The organism is Streptomyces sp. NBC_01166 (assembly GCF_045039765.1).
GTDB lineage: Bacteria > Actinomycetota > Actinomycetes > Streptomycetales > Streptomycetaceae > Streptomyces.
In genome coordinates this window covers 3,188,017-3,206,112 of the sequence record NZ_CP108613.1, presented here as the reverse complement: position 1 = coordinate 3,206,112, position 18,096 = coordinate 3,188,017, and the positions used below count along the sequence as shown (strand labels likewise).

At 69.2% G+C, this 18,096-nt stretch carries 13 protein-coding genes; 5 read left to right on the top strand and 8 right to left on the bottom strand.

Annotated elements, in window-relative coordinates:
- Positions 1-46 precede the first annotated feature (46 nt).
- Positions 47-388: a hypothetical protein gene (locus OG379_RS14755; RefSeq protein WP_405662858.1), complete on the bottom strand. Its 342-nt coding sequence runs from the start codon at positions 386-388 to the stop codon at positions 47-49.
- Between the two features lie 599 nt (positions 389-987).
- Here OG379_RS14755 and OG379_RS14750 point away from each other — a divergent pair.
- The 3 genes from OG379_RS14750 to OG379_RS14740 are packed head-to-tail and all read left to right on the top strand — an operon-like array spanning position 988 to position 4,975.
- Positions 988-3,099, top strand: a complete 2,112-nt coding sequence (locus OG379_RS14750; protein WP_405668509.1) for a helix-turn-helix domain-containing protein — start codon at positions 988-990, stop codon at positions 3,097-3,099.
- Positions 3,096-4,088 (top strand): hypothetical protein, encoded by a 993-nt coding sequence (locus OG379_RS14745; protein ID WP_405662855.1) that lies wholly within the window; start codon positions 3,096-3,098, stop codon positions 4,086-4,088. Before OG379_RS14750 ends, OG379_RS14745 begins: the two co-directional genes overlap by 4 nt.
- Positions 4,085-4,975 (top strand): DUF6339 family protein, encoded by an 891-nt coding sequence (locus OG379_RS14740; protein WP_405662853.1) that lies wholly within the window; start codon positions 4,085-4,087, stop codon positions 4,973-4,975. Before OG379_RS14745 ends, OG379_RS14740 begins: the two co-directional genes overlap by 4 nt.
- Before the next feature lie 27 nt (positions 4,976-5,002).
- Here OG379_RS14740 and OG379_RS14735 read toward each other — a convergent pair whose 3' ends face one another.
- From OG379_RS14735 to OG379_RS14710, 6 genes are all read right to left on the bottom strand, one after another.
- Positions 5,003-6,250, bottom strand: coding sequence for a DNA cytosine methyltransferase (locus OG379_RS14735; RefSeq protein ID WP_405662850.1), 1,248 nt, complete (start codon positions 6,248-6,250; stop codon positions 5,003-5,005).
- Between the two features lie 65 nt (positions 6,251-6,315).
- Positions 6,316-7,272 (bottom strand): DNA cytosine methyltransferase, encoded by a 957-nt coding sequence (locus OG379_RS14730; RefSeq protein WP_405662847.1) that lies wholly within the window; start codon positions 7,270-7,272, stop codon positions 6,316-6,318.
- Positions 7,269-7,721, bottom strand: coding sequence for a very short patch repair endonuclease (locus OG379_RS14725; protein ID WP_405662844.1), 453 nt, complete (start codon positions 7,719-7,721; stop codon positions 7,269-7,271). Before OG379_RS14725 ends, OG379_RS14730 begins: the two co-directional genes overlap by 4 nt.
- A 20-nt stretch (positions 7,722-7,741) precedes the next feature.
- Entirely contained in the window at positions 7,742-10,660 is a 2,919-nt protein-coding gene (locus tag OG379_RS14720) for a Z1 domain-containing protein (RefSeq protein ID WP_405662841.1), read from the bottom strand.
- Between the two features lie 45 nt (positions 10,661-10,705).
- A complete protein-coding gene (locus OG379_RS14715; protein WP_393765859.1) occupies positions 10,706-12,235 on the bottom strand; it encodes an ATP-binding protein in 1,530 nt (509 codons plus the stop codon).
- A 161-nt stretch (positions 12,236-12,396) separates the two neighbouring features.
- Positions 12,397-13,302 (bottom strand): TetR/AcrR family transcriptional regulator C-terminal domain-containing protein, encoded by a 906-nt coding sequence (locus OG379_RS14710; RefSeq protein ID WP_405662838.1) that lies wholly within the window; start codon positions 13,300-13,302, stop codon positions 12,397-12,399.
- Positions 13,303-13,416: 114 nt separating this feature from the next.
- On the opposite strand from OG379_RS14710, the gene OG379_RS14705 reads away from it, so the two are divergent.
- On the top strand, positions 13,417-14,985 hold the full coding sequence (locus tag OG379_RS14705) for an MFS transporter (RefSeq protein WP_405662836.1): 1,569 nt from the start codon (positions 13,417-13,419) through the stop codon (positions 14,983-14,985).
- 22 nt (positions 14,986-15,007) lie between these two features.
- On the opposite strand, the gene OG379_RS14700 is transcribed toward OG379_RS14705, so the two are convergent.
- Entirely contained in the window at positions 15,008-15,565 is a 558-nt protein-coding gene (locus OG379_RS14700) for an SMI1/KNR4 family protein (RefSeq protein ID WP_405662833.1), read from the bottom strand.
- A gap of 156 nt (positions 15,566-15,721) precedes the next feature.
- Here OG379_RS14700 and OG379_RS14695 point away from each other — a divergent pair, with 156 nt between their 5' ends.
- The gene (locus tag OG379_RS14695; protein WP_405662831.1) at positions 15,722-18,091 is read left to right on the top strand and encodes a SpoIIE family protein phosphatase; all 2,370 of its coding nucleotides are present in this window, start codon (positions 15,722-15,724) and stop codon (positions 18,089-18,091) included.
- Positions 18,092-18,096 lie beyond the last annotated feature (5 nt).

Here is an 18,096-nt window from a genome sequence, read left to right as displayed (position 1 = left end):
CCGACGAACTCAACGATAGGTGGCGGATGTCCGGGGGGATGCCGGGTCAGTCAAGCCTGATGACGATGACGAGGACGAAGGAGCGGGCCCTGCGGCGCCGGAACGCGTGCGTGATGTCGCCGCGGTTCGGGGGACGGGTTCCGACCACCCGGGGGCGACGGGGAGAGCGCGAACGACGACGCGGTTCGCCACGAGGGGTGGGCCCCGCCGTGCGCTCGCCGGCTGCCTTCTCCGCCTTGCGGGCGGCGTCCAGCCGGCGGCGGAGGGCATTGATATAGGGGCGCGTCTTGCCGATTTCGTCGAGGTAGTCCGACCGCAACTGCGGGTCCTCGAAGGAGTCGTACTGGTGGACAAAGCGAAACTCGCCGTAAGGGTCGTGCTCGCTCAAGCTCATGATGGTGGGCCCTCTGCTCTCGTGAAATTGCGCGGGTTGATCGATGACGGTGATGGCGCACGTGCAGAGGGCTGAATGCACACGAGGTGGGGGAGGTGGATTCGGCAGGCGAAAGGTTTCTTCGAGTGAATTGGAAATCGTATCCAGAGGAGAGATGCGAGAATTGAAACGCATTCCTCGGAGGTGGGTAACGGTTATGCCGACCCGCCGAAACCCTGCGACCCGGCCGTGAGAGTGGCGTCCGGGCACAGCAAATAAGGCACCTGGAAAAGCGTGCTTTTCGAGCCCGGTCAGGGCTCTTCCTCTTCGCAACGCTACAGGTCCCATCGGGACCACCACAAGAGGCTTACGGCACGTTATTGCGGGCGCATTTTATGGTGCAAGTGGGGCTGAGCGTGCGATAGCGACAAGCCGGACGTGGAGGCATAATGTGGGACTTTATGGTGCATTGGAAATCTGTGGAGCAGTGAACGTCCCGACCGCCTGGGACGCTGTCAAATTTCGTTGTCGCCCCTGGGGGCATGTCAAATTTCCGTGTACCGTAGCCCCATGGTCGTCCGGGCAGCTGAGGAGTGGTGACGTTGGACAGCGGCATGGATTTCGGGCCATGGCTCGCTCGGCAGTTGAAGCAGTCAGGCATGAGTCAGGCCGACCTCGGCGAGCGCATCGGGATGACACGGGCCGCGGTATCGGCCTGGATCACCGGGCGCGCGACTCCTCGTGAGGAGACCATCGCCAAGATTGCGGAAGCGCTCGGCACCGACCTCGGCACGATCCACACCCGCACCGCGGATACTCTGGCCGGTCTGCCCGTCTCCTGGTATCACCGCCCCGGATACGCCGACGGGGGGCGGGACTTCGGTAACGCGGCCGCCTTCGCCTTCGAGGCCGATGTCGAGGTGCTGGCGCGCGAGGCGACGCAGAACAGCCTCGACGAGCGTCTCGACCGCAACCAACCGGTCCGAGTGCGGTACACCCTGCACGAGTTGACGGGTGAGTCCCTGGCTCGCTTCCGCGAGGAGATCCGCTGGGACGAACTCCTTCCGCACTACGAGGCAGCGGCGTCCCAAGATCAGAAAGTCGGGCGGGTCATCGCCGCCGGACTGCGTGACATGTACGAGCGCGACCGGTTGGTCCTTCTACGCGTCGATGACTACAACGCCTCCGGCCTCACCGGCGACGACTACGAGACCGGTCGATTCGCCGCCGTGGTGCGTCGGCAGCTCGACAGTCACAAGACGGTGAGCGGAGCGGGAGGTTCGTACGGACTTGGAAAGGCGACGCTCTGGGCGACGAGCCGTCTCGGTCTCGTCCTCATGAACTCCACCCTCTCCGTGCCGCACGAGGGGCGCACCGAGCGACGTCTCATCGGCCGGCTCGATCTTCCCTGGCGCAAAGTAGACGGCCATCCCTGGGCCGGCCCCGCGTGGTTCGGCCGCCCCGACCCCGATGCCGAGAGTTCGGACGTGGCCCGTTCATGGTGGGCCGACGAGGAGAAGGTCGAACGGCTCCACCTCACACGGGAAAGCGACGAACCCGGCACGTCCTTCCTGATCGTGGGCGCCCACGACGTGGCGAGTCTTGTCGAGGCAGACCCAGCGGCCGACAGCGACGGGGTGGAGGACGACGACAGCGTGCACCGGATGCACAAGCGTTTGGTTCAAGCCCTTAGCCGTAATTTCTGGGCAGCGATGACCGTGGGCGAGACCCGGCGACCGCTGCTGGAGGCTTCCGTCAAGACACTCCGCAACGGCGCGGAGATCATCCAGGAGGAGCGGGTCGATCCCCGGAGCATGCAACCGTCACGCACCCGCGCTTTGCAGGCCTTCCTCGACGGCACGACCGTGGAGCGGCTGACCGAGTCCGGCCAGGTGGCCATGGCGACGGTGTCGCTCAATGTGCCCGCCCTTGCGGGACGGGCCGGGGGAGTCGGGCACCGGGCTGTCGTTCTCGTGACGGAGGCCGACGACGGAGACGACGGCAAGCCGAACAGCGTGGTCATGATGCGGGGCAACCGCATGACCGTCAGGACGGCCCGGGTACGGGAACTGCCGGTGGGAACCAACCCCTTCCAAGCTGTACTGCTTGCGGGTCACGCGGCGGGCGGCGACTCCCTGGGCGCGGACGAGGCGGAGGCCTTCCTCAGGACCTCCGAGCCGCCCGAGCACAACAAATGGGGGCAGACGGAAGAGCTACGAATGCTGTACTCGCCGTCCGCGTACCGGCGGATCGCCAAGCTCACCACCGACGCCAACAAGGCGGTGCGCGAACTGGTGGCCCTGCCCAAGGCGAAGCGGACGGGTGGAGCTGAACGGCTTCGTAAAAAGCTGACGCTGGGCGGCAAGAAGGCGCCTCGGGCCGCCGGCCCGACGGCGCTGCCGACGTTGGAGGAACTCGACGCGTTCGTCGACGCCGACGGCGCGTGGTGTGTCACCGGCGAGGTGAAAATCCCTGCCGGCAGTGACTCCTCGCGGCCGAGCCCCGTGGCGAAGCTGGACGTGCGCTCAGGCCCGCGCCCCGTGCTGGCGTGGTCCGAGCTCGTGGCCGTTCACAACTGCGAAGTTGTGGACGGGGTCCTGCACTTCACGCCGGGCGCTCGCAAGGCGACGTTCCGGGGAACGACCGACGTGTCCACGCACCCCGTTCGGGCCGTTTTCACCGGCTTGATCGTCGAACTCGGAACCGACAGGGGAGGCCAGGCGTGAGGGGCTATCCGTACAAACGGCTTCCTGGCGCGGTGGCGCTCCGGGTGACCGCCGTCGAACTGCGGGGCCCCAGCGAGGCCCGGGAACCGCTCGACACGAAGGCGTTCTCGACCATTGAGCAGGTGGTCGCCCTGGGGCTGGCCGAACGGAACGACTGGGAGCGGGCCCGGTTGACACTCACGGCTGTTGTGCCGGGACGCGCGACAGACCCCGACGGGCCCTGGTCGGACGTGGCGGTCGTGGTCGTGCTCACCGAGGGAGCCACCAATGCCCGGACCACCGTGTGCCTGGAGCCCCGCGCCGAGGGCGGCCGCGAATGGGCCGGGCACCTCGATCTTTGGCGAGCCGATCACCTCGACCGCGCGACCATGGCTGTCCACGTTGTTGCCACGGTCGACGAGGTGCCGGGCCGCATGATTGCCGCGTCGGAGAAGGACTGGATCGTCGACCTGAAGGCCGACGCGCCTCTGCGTGAGCGGGAACTCCAGGTCTCCGAGGTCGGGTTCCGCGAGGGCCCCGAGTGGTTGCGCCCCTTCGAGGACGTGCCGTGGACCGTCGACACCTCCGGCGAAGTGCCCACCGTGCACATGAACACCGATTTCGAAGGCATCACCGAACTGGTCGACGGCAACGGCACGGCGGTCGAGGCCCTGGTTCGCGATCTCCTCATCGCTCAGATGTGCACGGACGTGTGGACGGCCGTGTTCCATACGGCCATCGGTGACCTGGAGTTCGAGGACGACGGCACCCCGCTCTTCCCGCAGGACTGGCGGGGCGAGGTGCTCCGAGAAATGCTTCCGGACGTCGTGCCCGGTCGACCTCTGGGGGACGCGCTCCGGGAAGTCCACGGGCGAAGGATCGGAGCGTCAGGATGGACGGACCTTCAACCGCGTATTCACTACGCAGCGACGCGCAGGGCGGACGTGCCCAAGGCGCTGACCGCAACCATCCGAGGCCTTGACCGACTCGACCGGGGGACCGACGCGTGACCGGTAAGCCCAGCCATCTGCCCGAGCGTTTGGCGTTCCTTGCAGATCTCAATGCCGCCCGATACCTCACTGAAGGCCTGCTCACCGGCAAGGAGGACGTCCCGGCCATAGCGCTCAACAAGGTCACCGAACCGCTGCCGGTTAACGAAGCCCGAGGGGAGCTGGCGCCGGTCCGCGACCTGGTCGACGACGCCATGCACGCGTTTCGCGAGGAGAAGGTCACTGCTGCCGACGCCTGGTTGGCTCCTCGGCTCCACGCGACACTGAGGCTCACTCGCCGAGAAGCCGCCGATCGCAGGCTGTGGAACTACCTCGCGCTGGGAGTTGCGCCCGACTACGTCGTTTGGCGACACACGACGGATCCCGGGAAGGGGGATGCGCCGAGGGTGGCGGCCAAGCGGTTTCGCGGTGCCTCAGACTCTCAGGCCTTCGCCCGACTGTGGTGGGCGGCTGAGTTGTTCCGAAACGGCTCCGACTACGGCCCGGTGGCGACTGCCTGCGCCCAGCAGGAGATGCTCAATACCGCGCTGCGACTTTCTGTGATCGACCACCGGCCGACAGCACAGGCCCTGGTGAGTTTGATCGATCGAGGGACTGTGCGAACCGGTCGGGAAGTCAATGCCCTGGCCAAGGCGGTCAACGCCTCCGCGGCCACGCTCATGTACGACGTCGTGGCACCGGACGTCGAACGGGACGGCCGGCCTCTGGCGCAGTGGATCGAGGCCGCGGAGTCGGCGCCGGCCGTGCCGCGAAGAGGCCTCCCGGCAGGGCCGGACGAGGAGAGGGCACCGGAGGACTCGGTGACCGCCCTCGCCGACCACTTCACGGAACTCTTCGCCGGAGCCCCCGTTCGAGGGAGGAAGACCGACGACAACGTTGCGGACTGACCGGCGCCGGGCCGAAGGCTCCTCGTATCAGGAGCCTTCGGCGGGGGCGTCCTTCTCCGCGGAACGAGACCGTGGCTTCCACTCCTTGAGGTGGGTGAACCACTCGTTCTTCGGAGCCTCGCGTAGCAACGCGGCGCTCAGAATGTGCAGGGAAAGACGCGGCGGGACAGCGTTGCCGATCTGCTGAGCCACGTCGGTGGACTGCCACGGGTAGCGAGCGGGGAACGACTGGAGAAGCCCGCCCTCCTCGAACGACAGCCGATCCAGCTCCTCGCCGACCTCCTTCTCGCCCGCCTCGTTTTCCTTCAGGAGGAAGAGTCGATTGCGGCGGAACTTTCCGGTGATCGTCGCGGCCGGTTCCTGCGAGGTGCGGCGTCCTCGGTTCTTCGGGTCGCCGCCGGATCCGTAGTTGGAGACCTGAACGAAGTCGCGGGGCCGCGTTGCGCTGAGAGCGTCACCTAGCGACACCCAGGGGTCCACCCTATTGGGGTTCGTCGGCGGCGCGAACAGAGTTCCGTCCTGTTGCTCAGCGGTCGCGTCCGGGTGCGTTTGGGGTAGTAGGCGCTCGGTTCCCTTGCGGTAACGCTGATGGGTCGCACGCGGAAAGTGAACGTGCCGCCCCGTGTTCTCGGGGTCCCACTGGGCGATCAGCACGGCGCGCCGGCGGGTCTGCGGGACGCCGAAGTCCTCGGCGTGCAGCACATGGGCCTCAGCCGCGTAACCGGTTCGCCTGAGGAGTTCGGCGTAGTGCTTCCACACCGGCAGCACCGTGGGTACCTGCTCCAGTACCACCACGTCGTACGCCTTGAGGCGCTTCAGCTTCGCTTCCATGATCCAACGCAACGGTTGGAGGACGAACCCTGTGCGTTCGTCGGACATGGAGTCGGTCTCGGCCTTGACAGCTTTCCAAGCAGCTTCGAAGGACTTGAGGTCCTCATGGCCTACCAAGCGGTCGGCCAACCGTTTCACGTCGTCCAGGGCTTTGTGGCCTTCCCGCTTACCGGCCACGCTGAACGACTGGCACGGCGGCCCGCCTGTGAGCACGTTGGCGTCCACGACCTGGGCGTCGCAAGGGCCCAATGCGGCGACGTCCTTCTCCACCGTGGTCAGAAGACCGGCTGCGGTGCGCGTCGCGCGGGTCGGGTCGTCCCACTCGACCCCAATGCTCTTCGCTCCCATGATCGTGGCCGCGATATCGAGGCCGCCCGGGCCTGCGAACAAGTCCACGATGCGGAAATCCGCAGGTAGAAGTGGTGGATGAGGTGCGTGGGTCATGGGATTGAAGTGTAGCCGGCTGTTCAAGATCAATTAGCCCTCGGATCGAGACTGTACGTGCGTGCTCAACCACGCAAAGCTTGCGCGACGGCGGTACCCAGGGCCTCCCCTACCGGCGGCGGCGACGCGTGCCCGATCTGGCGGTACCGAGCCGTCTTCCTGCCCGCGAATAGCCAATCGGCCGGAAAACTCTGCAATAGCGCGGCCTGCACATCCGTGAGCTTGATCAGACCCGGGCAGTCATCGACCTCGGGGCCTGGAGCCTCGTCGGCCAGAGCCCCTCCATTGACCCCCATGCGCGCCCAAGCGGCCTTCGTGCCCGTCGGGCCCAGGTCCGCGCCCCCGCGGTTGTCGGAGCCGCCCACAAGCGTGGGCGCCACACTGGTCGCCTGATCCGCCCAGGCGTCGGCGCCGCTCCATCCGCGAGCAGCCATGGACTGCCGTAGGGCGTCCCCCACGGAGAGGTGCTTGGGGGCAGTGCGCACCGGCGGCCGGAAGGAGTGGAAGTACCGCTCCTTGAGAGCGACCAGCACCCCCTGTTTCCGATCCTGCGGCACCCCGAAGTCGGCCGCGTTCAGCACGAACCAGTGCAGTCGGTACCCGAGGTGCTCCAACTCCTTGCGGACGAACTCGCGCAGTAGCTCGAACGCCGCGGCGTCGACCAGCCCCGGCACGTTCTCGATGATCACCGCGCGAGGCTGGATCGAGTGCGCGAGGAGGACCGCCGCCTCCAGGAGCCGCTCCTCCTCGTTCGTCTCGGTCCTCGCCACGGTCGCGCTCGACTTCACGCGGGGCAACCCGGCCGAGAGCAAATCGACGTCGTACGTCTGCGGGTGCTCGTCCGGAACGAAGTCCAGGAGGTCCATCTCCAGGACATCCCACTGGGGTCGGTTCATGCGTAACGTCTCGCAGGCCACGGGCTTGTTGTCCAACAGCAGTACCGGCTTGAACCCTGCCTGTTCCAGTCCCAGGGCCAGCCCGCCGGCCCCCGCGCACACGTCCACGAACCGCAATCCGCTCACAAGCCCCCACCTTCTAATCTCTTCCGCTTCGCGGACTTCCTGCGATCCACGACTTCCGCCACCTGCTCTGCGACCTGCGCCGGGTACTGGTGCTCCCAGAAGCGCAGGACTACCCACCCCTCGGCGACCAGATGTGCTGTTGTCTCCACGTCCCGCGCCATGTTGCGGTCCAGCTTCTGCCGCCACCACTCCGCGTTCGACTTGGGTTGCGTAGCGTGTTCGGGGCAGCCGTGCCAGAAGCAGCCATCCAGGAACACCGCCACCTTGGCCCGTGTGAAAGCGATATCGATCGTGCGCCGGGACATATGCGGCACGCGCTCGTTGAGGCGATAGCGGTAACCGGATGCATGCAGCAGCTTCCGGACCGCCACCTCGGGGGCGGTGTCGCGTCGTGCCTGGCGGCTCATGCGGGCAGAGACGCCTGGGGAGGACGGTTTGGCGGTGCTCATCACTGCCCAGTTTCCTACGTTCAGACCTCTTCGCGATCAATGACGGCGAGATTGCTCCTGCTCGAATCGATCGCACGGAAGCGCACCAGGCTCCTGCGCCCACCGCCCGGAGACGTCGGGGCGACCAGAGAGAAGGCCATGACCACGTCACCCGGGTCTATCGCGCCGCCGGAGGAGAGCCGAGGCTCGCTCTCCACCAGCGGGTAGAGGACCAGGACACCGCGTCGGTCGCGTGTGAGCGATTCGACCAGGGGGTCCTGGGAGTCCTTCAGCGCACCCGCCACCCGCAGGGCGACCCCACGGTGCTTGGGCTCGCTGATCGCGCCGAACAGATCACCGCGGCGCCGGGTACGGCTCGCCAGCGAGAGGGGACGCGAGCCGAGAATGGTCGCCTCGACTGCACGTACCGACGTCTGCTGCGGAACGACGACCAGCCAGTCGTCGATGACATTGCCGGCGTCGGCCGCCGAGACGAGCGATTCGAGGTGCGGCGAGAACTGGGCAGGCACGGACCACTTCAGATCGCACAGGATCCCGAGCAGGGCGCCGTGGTCGAGCGTCCCGAGAACGGCTGCGTAGCTGTCGTCCCGGCCGTACTCGGTGGAGGAGCACCGCAATGTGACCGTGGCAGGATCCAGCGCTTCGAGAACGGGCCGCCAGGCCTCGGTGTTGTGCCGCAGGTCCGCCGCGTTCGTCGGGTACGCCGTCGGCTCCACCCACTGCCCCGGCGACCGGATCTCCACCAGCTCCGCGTTGAACATCTTGTTCCGGGCCGCCGGCTTGAGCCAGGACAGGTGCTGCGAGACCAGCGGCGGGATCTGCGCCGGGGTGACCTGCGGCTTGCCGTCCACCAGGGCCGCGTACCGGGTGAGCTGGGCGCGGAAGGTCTCCTCGTCGCGGCAGATCGCCTCGAAGGCCTCGTAGAGGTCGACGGTCTTCTTCTTGCCCATCGGTACTTCGCGGCCGATGTAGAGGCGCACCAGGTCACGGTATCCGGGGCGGAAGCCGAACCAGCGGCCCATCTGCATGAGGGTGTCGGCCTGCTGGGTCGTGCGGCGGTAGTACGTGACCGTGAGGCCCTCGATCGTGAAGCCGCGGGAGAGCTTCGTGCCGCCGACCAGGATCTTCCACACGTGCGGTGTCCGGTCGAAGTCGAGCTCCGCTTGCTCGTAGTCGCGCTCGGTGGCGCCGTTGACGATGATCACCGGTTCGCCGCCCGAGTTGATGAGCTGGCGGGCCCGGGAGACGTACGGCTTCAGATCGTCGTACGACGCGGGGGCCGGCAGACCCTCGTCCGTGAAGCGCTGGAAATCGGTGGTCAGCAGGGTGGCGAGGCGTGCGTGACCCTCCTGGCCCGTATATGCCGACCGGTGCCACATCGAGTTGATCCGCAGAGCGAGGGCCGCGTGTTCCCGCTGTTGTACGGATTCGTGGACGAGCATCGTGTGGTGGCGGAACGGCCCTTCGGGCACACCGTGAGCTGCCCGGTACAGCTTCAGCGCGCCGGTGAGTACGAAGGCGTCCAGCGCTTCCTGGAGGCGGTCCCCGGTGTCGTCGTAGATGCCGCGTACGTGCGTCTCCTCGGCCGAGCCCTCGCCTTCGAGGTCGTGGAAGTCCTGCACGCCCATGTAGCCGGTCGGCCGGGGCAGCGAGATCAGGAAGTCGCGGGGGAAGATGTCCTCCTCGTCGCCCGGGTCGACGAAGACGTTGGCGAACGGCGTCGCCGTGTAGCCGACGTACTGGGCGCGCGGAAGGAGGCCAAGAAGCTGTGTGATCTGGCCGTTGATCGCCTTGCGGGCGACCTTGCCGTTCTCCCACTTCTTGGGGTCCGTCGTGTTCACCGACGCCTGGTCCGACTCGTCGTCGATGATCAGCGCAGGGATCTCGGAGAGGATCGGGCCGATCTTCTTGAGGTCCCTGAGCAGCTTGTCCAGCACGTCCGCGTTCTTCTTCACGACCATCACGCGGGCGGCGGCGTGGTGCAGATTGGCCGGGTCGTACAGAGGCTGCGTGCGGACCTGCTTCTCGAATTCGAGCGTGCGGATGCCGTTCAGCAGGCTCTTGTAGTCGTCGTCCCGCGTCGTGAGGCGCTCGATGTCGAAGGCGCCCAGCGTGGACGGACGGCCGCCGTGGCTGACGAACTTCGCCGGCCAGTCCTCGTCGTCCTGGTAGTCGACACCGATGAGCGCGTCCGTGTCGGCCGGGACGGCGCCCCGCAGGATGTTCTCCCGGCCTACCAGCTCCATGTCCAGTCGGCGCTGGGTCTGGCCCCGTAGGAGATTCAGCGTGCCCCCGAGGATGATGACCAGACGGTAGCCCGCGTCGATGGCCTTCGCGGTGACACCCGTGAAGTTGGCCGTCTTTCCCGACTGGACATAGCCGACGACCAGGCCCCGGGCGCCGTATGCCTCGGCGCGGGTGGGATCGGAGAGGCGCTCGACCACGGCGTGGCTGGCTTCGTCCAGGCTCGACACGGCAGCGTCCGACCAGCCCTTACGGCGCAGTGTCTGCTCGTACGAATTCCAGTAGAAGGCGCGCGCCGCCGCCATGTCCCTGGAGTACCAGGACGTGAACTCCTTGCTGATGACCGTGGCCCCGGGCTCCTTGAACACCGGCACCGCTTCGTCCAGGGCCTTTCGCAGGTCCGCACCGAAGCCGAGACGGTCATGGGTGTCGGCTCGCCGGGCGTCCGTACGCGGCGGGGCATCGGACCAGTCCGACTGCTCCGCCAGATCCCAGGCGGTCAGCGTGCGGTGCCACAGTGCGATGAGTTCGTCCCCCGGGCCGGCCGCGACGATCCGGTCCCGGAAGTGGCCGAGGTCGATGTCGGCCGGTTCCTCCGCCTCCGAGAGCACGAAGGCCAGCTTCGCGAACGCCTTCGGGCCCCGGCGCATGGCCGCAAGGACATCGCCGTGCAGGTTGAACAGGTGGTCGGTCATGGCGGTACGGACTTTCTCGGGGAGGGGCGGAGTGCGGCGCGGGTGTCAGCGGGTCATTTCGCAGCGTGCCGCTGTCACCAGGACGCTGTTCCACAAGGCGATCTTGTCGGCGCGCGTGGCCCGTACCCGAGACTTCTGGAAGATCTCCTCCACCATCAGATAGAGCATGCTCTTCACGACCGGGGCATCGTTGAGCCCGCCCCTGCGGCCGCCGTTGAAGGCCGTCCGGTACAGCTTGTTGAGCCTGATCTCACGTACGTCGCGGTCGAGTTCGAAGAACAGATCCGGTGCCAGGGACGCCCAGCGGAAGGTGATCGGTTCCTCCCCCTCCAGCTCAGGCAGTTCGTCCCGCAGCGTCCGCCGCAGTTTCGGGTCGAGACCCTTCCCGGCAGGGATGACCGCGTCGCGCGTCACTTCGGTGACCCGCTTGGCGGCTTCCCGGTACGTCGTCTGTGCCTCCTGGACGTACTCGCCGAAGGTGTGCCCCGTCGCGTCCGTCGCCTGTTCGAGCCCTCGCGCGAACGCGGGGGTCACCGTCACGCCGTCCTTCTTGACCGTGAGACTGAAGACGTCGTTCGCCTCGGCCGGCAGGTCGATCGCGATACGGGCCAGCGCGAGGTGGCCCTCGGCACTGCGGGTGCTGTTCCATCCACCGGCCTGCACAAGCCTGTTGTTGCGGTAGATGTAGAAGCCCTGCCGCTCGGCGAGCGGCCCGATCCCGCGGAAGCTGACCAGCGGGGACTTCGGCTGCCAGATGTGAGCGGTCAGGGCCACGTCACCGACGCCCTCGACGGGGGCGGTGTACGTACGCGGGTAACCGGCCCGGCCGGGGAGGCGGTAGCCGAAGGGGTCGATCGGCTCGACGCCCCGGTGGTCCAGCTCCTCCTTGGTCGCGACGTCCTCGACCACGATGTCGACGTTGAACGAGTCGTCGGCCAGAAAGCGGTGCAGGTGGAGCCCCAGGTGCGTCTCCAGCTTCTCGATCGCGTCGTCGAGATAGCGGTCGGCCTGTCCGGCGGTGACCGTGTCGAAGGCGCGGACCTTGTCCCAGCGCACGATGGTGCCGTGCCACTCGATCAGGCCGTCGTAACGGTCGACGAGGTCCTGGCAGTAGCCGGGGTCCACGATGTCGCAGGTGAAATCGGCCTGGGCGCGGGCTGTCAGCCACCGGCGGCCGGTGGACGGGCTGCGCTTGGTGCGGCTGATCACCGTGAGCGAATCGGCGTGCGAGAGGGACGCGGCCTTGAGACCGGCACCGAAGTGGCCGAGCGCGTTCTCCCCGTACTCCTGCCGGCCGCCCACCGTCATCGCGGTGTCGAGCGTCTCGTCGTTCATGCCCCGCCCGTCGTCGACGACCAGGAGACTGACAAGGCGATCCTCGTCGCGCAGGAAGCTGATGACGACGTTGCGCGCACCCGCGTCGATGGAGTTGTCGACGAGGTCGGCTATCGCCGCCTCGAAGCCGTACCCCTGATGCGACAGTGATTCGACGTAACGGGCGGCGGGCGGGAGCCGCTTGCTGCCGGTCGTCGGGATCTCGTACTGCCAGTCCGAGGACGGCTGGTAGGGCGGCATGGGCTTCCTCGCACAGACGGAACGGGGCCTGTGTGGGGGGTGAGTGGCCCGGAGCTAGTTGTTGAATGTGATCGTATTGCAAAGGTGCGACATGAGGGGAATCCCTGATGAATTCATCGTGCGACTGATAGGAGCCCGAGGCCGTCGGCCCGCCCGTCGCATCAGCCCGCCCCCGCCACCAGCCCCTCCACCCCGTCCAGAACCCGTGCCAGGCCGAACTCGAAGAGGGTGTCCAGGTCCAGGTCGAAGCCGTCCTTGTCGAAGAGTGTGGACAGCACCGGGTAGGCCGTGGGCGTCTGGATCGCGTCCATGCGTGGCTCGGTCGCCGCCATCCACTCGTCCGCCGTCATGCCGCTGTCCTGCCGCGCCTGGGACTCCAGCTCCACGGCCATCGCGACGCCCTGGGCGTAGCCGAGCACCGTCAGGTGGACGTGCAGCATCTGTTCCGGGGTGAGCCCGATGCCGGTGAGGGCGGTCAGGACCCGTTCCGTGTACTGCATCGCGTTCGGGGAGGCCATCGGGCGGGTGAGGCCGGCCATGGCGCGGGCCAGCCAGGGGTGGCGCTCGTACTGCTTCCACAGCCAGCGTGCCTCCCGCTCCAGCAGGGGGCGCCAGCCCGTCGGGCGTGGGCCGGGCGGGCCGGTGTCGAAGACGGCTTCCGCCATCAGCTGGACGAGCTCGCCCTTGCTCCGGACATGGCGGTACAGGGCCATCGTGGAGGTGCCGAACTCCGTTGCGAGGCGCCGCATCGAGAGTGCGGAGAGGCCCTCCGCGTCCACGAGCGCGATCGCCGTACGGATGATGCGTTCGCGGCTGAGCTGCCGGCCCGGGGGCATGGCGCGCTCGCGGCCGCTCTCCGCGACCACGGTGCCGATGCCGGGCACCGCCCGCACGAGGCCCTCCTGGTTGAGCGCCCCGAGGGCCTTCGTCGCCGTGGCCATCGCGACGCCCCACTCCTGCGTGATCCGGCGCGTGGACGGGACCGGATCGCCCGGGCCCAGCTCGCCCGAGGCGATGCGGCGGCGGATCTCCCCGGCGATGCGGAGGTAGGGCGGTTCGGTGCTCATGGCGCCACCGTACTAGTGCACCTGGGGCGCCCGCACCCCTGTCAGCTGCGGGTTCGGGCCGGTGCACTAGGGAGCTGTTTGCGGTGTACGTCGTGGCCCGCTTCCCTGCTGCACATGGAGAACACACCCGGCCCCCGCGCGGGCCGCAAGGAATGGACCGCCCTCGGCGTCCTGATGCTGCCGCTGCTCCTCGTCTCGATGGACGTGTCCGTCCTCTACTTCGCCATCCCGTTCATCAGCCAGGACCTGGAGCCCAGCGCCACACAGCAGTTGTGGATCCTGGACATGTACGGCTTCGTACTCGCCGGCCTGCTCATCGTCATGGGCGCCCTCGGTGACCGCATCGGGCGGCGCACGCTGGTCCTCGCCGGAGCCGCCGTCTTCGGTGCGGCCTCCGTCGCGGCCGCGTACGCGCACTCCGCCGAAGTGCTCATCGGCGTACGCGCGTTGCTGGGGATCGGCGGGGCCGCCCTGATGCCGTCGACCCTCGCCCTGATCCGCAACCTCTTCCACGACGCGAAGCAGCGCGGGCAGGCGGTGACCGTCTGGACGGGCGTCATGACCACCGGCATCTCGCTGGGGCCCGTCGTCAGCGGACTGCTCCTCGAACACTTCTGGTGGGGCTCGGTGTTCCTCATCAACCTGCCCGCCATGGTGCTTCTGCTCGTGCTGGTCCCCGTCCTCGTGCCGGAGACCGCCACCACCGCCCGCGGCCGCTTCGACCTGATCAGCGCCGCGCTTTCGCTCGGCGCCCTCCTCGCGGTGATCTACGGCATCAAGGAGCTGGCCCGGCACGGTTACGAACCGCTGCCCGCGCTCTGCGTCGCCGCCGGGCTGGTGCTCGGCCTCGTCTTCGTACGGCGTCAGAGGCACCTCGCCCACCCGCTGATCGACCTCGGCCTGCTCGGACGGCGTGCCTTCGGCGGGCCGGTGCTCGCCAACCTGCTCGCGATGTTCGCCACGGTGGGCATGGCCGTCTTCTTCACCCAGTACCTGCAGTCCGTGCTCGGCCAGAGCCCTCTCACCGCCGCGCTGTGGAGCCTCGTGCCCGCCGCGGGTGTCGCCGTCATGGCGCCGGCCGGGGCCGCGCTCGCCCAGCGGACCGACCGGGCGTACGTGATGGGTGGCGGCTTCCTCGTCGCCGCCTGCGGATTCCTCTGGCTGGCGCAGCTGCGTACGGACTCGCCCCTGTGGTTCGCCCTCGTCGGCGGGTCCGTCTACGCGGGCGGTCTGGTCGCCTCCATGACGCTCGCCAACGAACTCGCCCTGGGCGCCGCCCCGCCGGAGCGCGCCGGATCGGCTGCGGCAGTCCTGGAGTCGGGCCAGGAACTGGGCGGCGCCCTGGGCATGGCGATCCTCGGCTCCATCGGCGCCGCGGTCTACAGCAGGGACATGGCCGACGCCCTGCCCGCCGGGATGGAGCACGCCGACGCGGTACGCGAGACCCTGGGCGGCGCGGCGGCGGTCGCGGCCGACCTGCCGGCCGCGACCGCGGACGCCGTGCTGTCGGCCGCGCGTGACGCCTTCACCCACGGGCTGGGCATCGCGGCGGTCGGCGCGGCCGTGGTCATGGCCGGGGCCGGGGTGTTCTCGTTCGGCTTCCTGCGAGGTACGGCCGGGCGGGCACCCACCACGCCGTCGCCCTCGGAGGACCGCAGCCGTCCTGCGGCGTCGGCACGCTGATCCACGGCGGACGCCCACAGGTTCAGCGGCAGAGTGCGTCGAGGTCCTCCGAGAAGGCCGGGAACTCCGCCCGGGCCCCGGTGACGATCTCCCGCGCCGTCCGACGGGGTGTCGTTGCGTGGCGTCCGGCGATGCGGGTCAGGGGCTCGTCGGGTTCGGACGGGAGCTCGGCGGCCAGGGCGGCCTCCCTCGGACCGAAGCCGTCGGCCAGGACCCACAGGAAGTCGGAGAGGTTGCCCGCCACCACGCCGCGCTCGCCCTCGGAGCCCAGGAACACCACCGGCTGGTCGGCGAGCGGAAGGCCCGGCCGGGCGCGCCAGATCATGGCGCGGCCGCCCGCGCCGCACTGGCCGAAGACGAGGTAGGCGTCACCGTCGACCTCCTTGTTGCCCGTCCAGCTTCGGAGCAGCTCGGTGGTCCACTCGGCGGACTCGAAGTACGGGTTCGGCTCGAAGCCGAAGCGGTGGTACTCGTCCCCGTCCTCGTCGACCACGAGGTAGTGGTCGTCGTAGAAGTCGACCCCGGCCACCTCGGCCAGGGCCATGGGGAAGCTGCGGTCGGTCCCGCCCGTGTCGTCCATGGGCGCAGGCTATGCGGTCCCCCCGACACACGGACCCGCCCGCCCCCGCCTGCTCCGGTAGCGGGCTGCGGGCCGCGGGCCGATGCTGGTTCGGTACGTGTCCACGTGTGCGGAGGCCCTGCCCGGCCGCCGCGAGGGGGCGAAGGAGCTGGGTTCATGGCTGACGCGCCCCTGATGGTCGTGGACGGCGCCGGAGTGGTCACCGGGTGGAGCCGGGCGGCCGAGCGGCGCTTCGGTGCGGCGACCGCCGAGGCGCTGGGCCTTCGCCTCATGGACGTACTGGCGGGCGACGCGGGAGACACCCGGGGCGCGGACGGGGGCAGCGAGGCGCGTACGGGGCTGCGGCTGGAGCCGCTCGCCGGGGCGGGCTGGGCCGTCTGGGCCGCGGAGGAGAGCACCGGCCCCGGGGCCTTCGGGCAGGCGCTGCTGGACGTGATGTTCACCCAGGCACGCGTACGCGTCCATGTGCTCGATCCGGAGCTCCGACTCCTGCGGATCAGCGACCACTCCATGGACCCCGACACCGACGAGACCGAGCGGCTGCGCGGCCTGCCTTTCCGCGATGTGTGCGCCTTCGAGGAACCGGAGCGGGTCGAGGCGTTCGTACGGGAGGTCCTGCGCACCGGGGTGCCCGGCGTCGAGCGCTCGTTCCGCGCCCGCCCCGGCGACGTGCCCGGTGGGCGGCGCACCTTCTCCCTGACGGCGTTCCGGCTCCAGGAGGGGCTCGGGGCGCGGCCGGGCGACCACGGCACCGTCCTGGGCGTCGCCGTGTCCGTCGTCGATGTCACCGAAGAGGTGAGGCGCCAGGCCCGGGACATGGCGCTCGACGCGGTCCGCGACAGCGTGGGCCGGACGCTGGACGTGGAGGCCACCTGCCGGGACCTCGTCGACGCGCTGGTCCCCGGTTACGCCGACATCGGCGTCGTCGAGGTCGTCGACACGGTCCTTCGCGGTGAGACCCCGCAGCCCGGGCCGCTCGGCCGGGACGTGCCGCTGCGGCGGGCCGCGTTCGGCGGTGGCGACGACCCGGCCCACCCGATCGGCGACGTGCGGGCCGTGCCGCCCGGGACACCGTTCCAGCGGGCCCTGTCCGACCTGCGGGCCCGTGTCGTCCCGGTCGAGGACGCGCCCTGGGCCGACGCCGACCCCGCGCGGGCGCGCTCCATCCGGGAGCAGGGCGCCCACACGCTCCTGCTGGCGCCGCTGACGCTGCGCGGAGCCGTCCTCGGGCTGATGAGTCTCTACCGCTGCGGCGACTCCGAGGCCTTCAACGAGGAGGACATCCCCGTGGCGGCCGCGGTGGCGTCCCGCACCGCTCTCGGCATCGACACCGCCCGTCGCTACGTGCACGAGTACACCATCGCCAGCGCCCTGCAGCGCCGGCTGCTTCCCCAGCGCCCGTCCCCCCAGCCCGCCGTCGAGACGGACCACCTGCTGCTGCCCGGCGGGGGCGCGGGCAGCTGGTTCGACACGATCGCGCTGCCCGGCGCCCGCACCGCCCTCGTCATCGGGGAGGTGACCGAGAGTGGCATCCACGGGGCCACCACCATGGGGCAGTTGCGCACCGTCGTCCACGCCCTCGCCGCACTCGACCTGGAGCCCGACGAGTTGCTGGCGCGCCTGTACGACACCGCGGACCGGCTGGCGCGGGAACGCGCGGATCTGCCCCAGAGCGACCCGCTGCACCGTGAACCACTGTCCGCGTCGTGCACGTACGCCGTGTACGACCCGTTCACCGAGACGTGCACCGTGGCCTCCGCCGGGCACTGCGCCCCCCTGGTCATCGGCGCGGACGGCACCACGACGGAGGTCACCGTCCCCCAGGGGCCGCCGCTGGGCTCGGAAAGCCGCGGGCCCGTCGCCGCGGCCTCCTTCCCGCTCCGGGAGGGCAGCCTGATCGTGCTCCACAGCAACGCGCTGCGGGACCACGCCGACCTCCGTGAGGGCACGCTCGTCCAGGCGCTCTCACCGCCGGACCGGCCGCTGCGGGAACTGTGCGACGCGGTCTCCTACGCCCTGCCCGACGACGCCGCCCTCCGCGGCTCGGCCCTGCTCCTCGCCCGCACCCATGCGATGCCCGAGGACCGCTACGCGGCATGGGAGCTCCCGTACGACAAGACGGCCCCGGCCACCGCACGCCGCCTCGCGTCGAAGGCGCTGGCCGGCTGGCACGTCGACGGAGACACCGGTGACGCGACAGAGCTGATCGTCAGCGAGCTGGTGACCAACGCCGTGCGCTACGGCCGCCCGCCGGTGGAGCTGCGCCTCATCCTGGACCGGGGGCTGACCTGCGAGATCCGGGACGGCAGCACCACGGCCCCGTACATGAAGTACGCCGGGGCGGTCGACGAGGGCGGGCGGGGCCTCTTCATCATTTCCCAGCTCGCCTCGCTGTGGGGCACCCGTTACGCAGCCGAGGGCAAGACCGTCTGGTCCGAACAGGCGATCTCCGGCCAGGACAGCACCGAGGGCGAGACCCCCGACGACGGGCCCTCCGCCGACGAGATCCCTGACGACGAGGCGTGAACGGG

Bases quoted from the DNA above. Each gene is read 5' to 3' on its own strand.
- OG379_RS14700 (WP_405662833.1), bottom strand. From the start codon at position 15,565: ATGGACGACACGGGCGGGACCGACCGCAGCTTCCCCATGGCCCTGGCC.
- OG379_RS14720 (WP_405662841.1), bottom strand. From the start codon at position 10,660: ATGACCGACCACCTGTTCAACCTGCACGGCGATGTCCTTGCGGCCATG.
- OG379_RS14710 (WP_405662838.1), bottom strand. From the start codon at position 13,302: ATGAGCACCGAACCGCCCTACCTCCGCATCGCCGGGGAGATCCGCCGC.
- OG379_RS14715 (WP_393765859.1), bottom strand. From the start codon at position 12,235: ATGCCGCCCTACCAGCCGTCCTCGGACTGGCAGTACGAGATCCCGACG.
- OG379_RS14750 (WP_405668509.1), top strand. From the start codon at position 988: ATGGATTTCGGGCCATGGCTCGCTCGGCAGTTGAAGCAGTCAGGCATG.
- OG379_RS14735 (WP_405662850.1), bottom strand. From the start codon at position 6,250: ATGACCCACGCACCTCATCCACCACTTCTACCTGCGGATTTCCGCATC.
- OG379_RS14695 (WP_405662831.1), top strand. From the start codon at position 15,722: ATGGCTGACGCGCCCCTGATGGTCGTGGACGGCGCCGGAGTGGTCACC.
- OG379_RS14705 (WP_405662836.1), top strand. From the start codon at position 13,417: ATGGAGAACACACCCGGCCCCCGCGCGGGCCGCAAGGAATGGACCGCC.
- OG379_RS14725 (WP_405662844.1), bottom strand. From the start codon at position 7,721: ATGAGCACCGCCAAACCGTCCTCCCCAGGCGTCTCTGCCCGCATGAGC.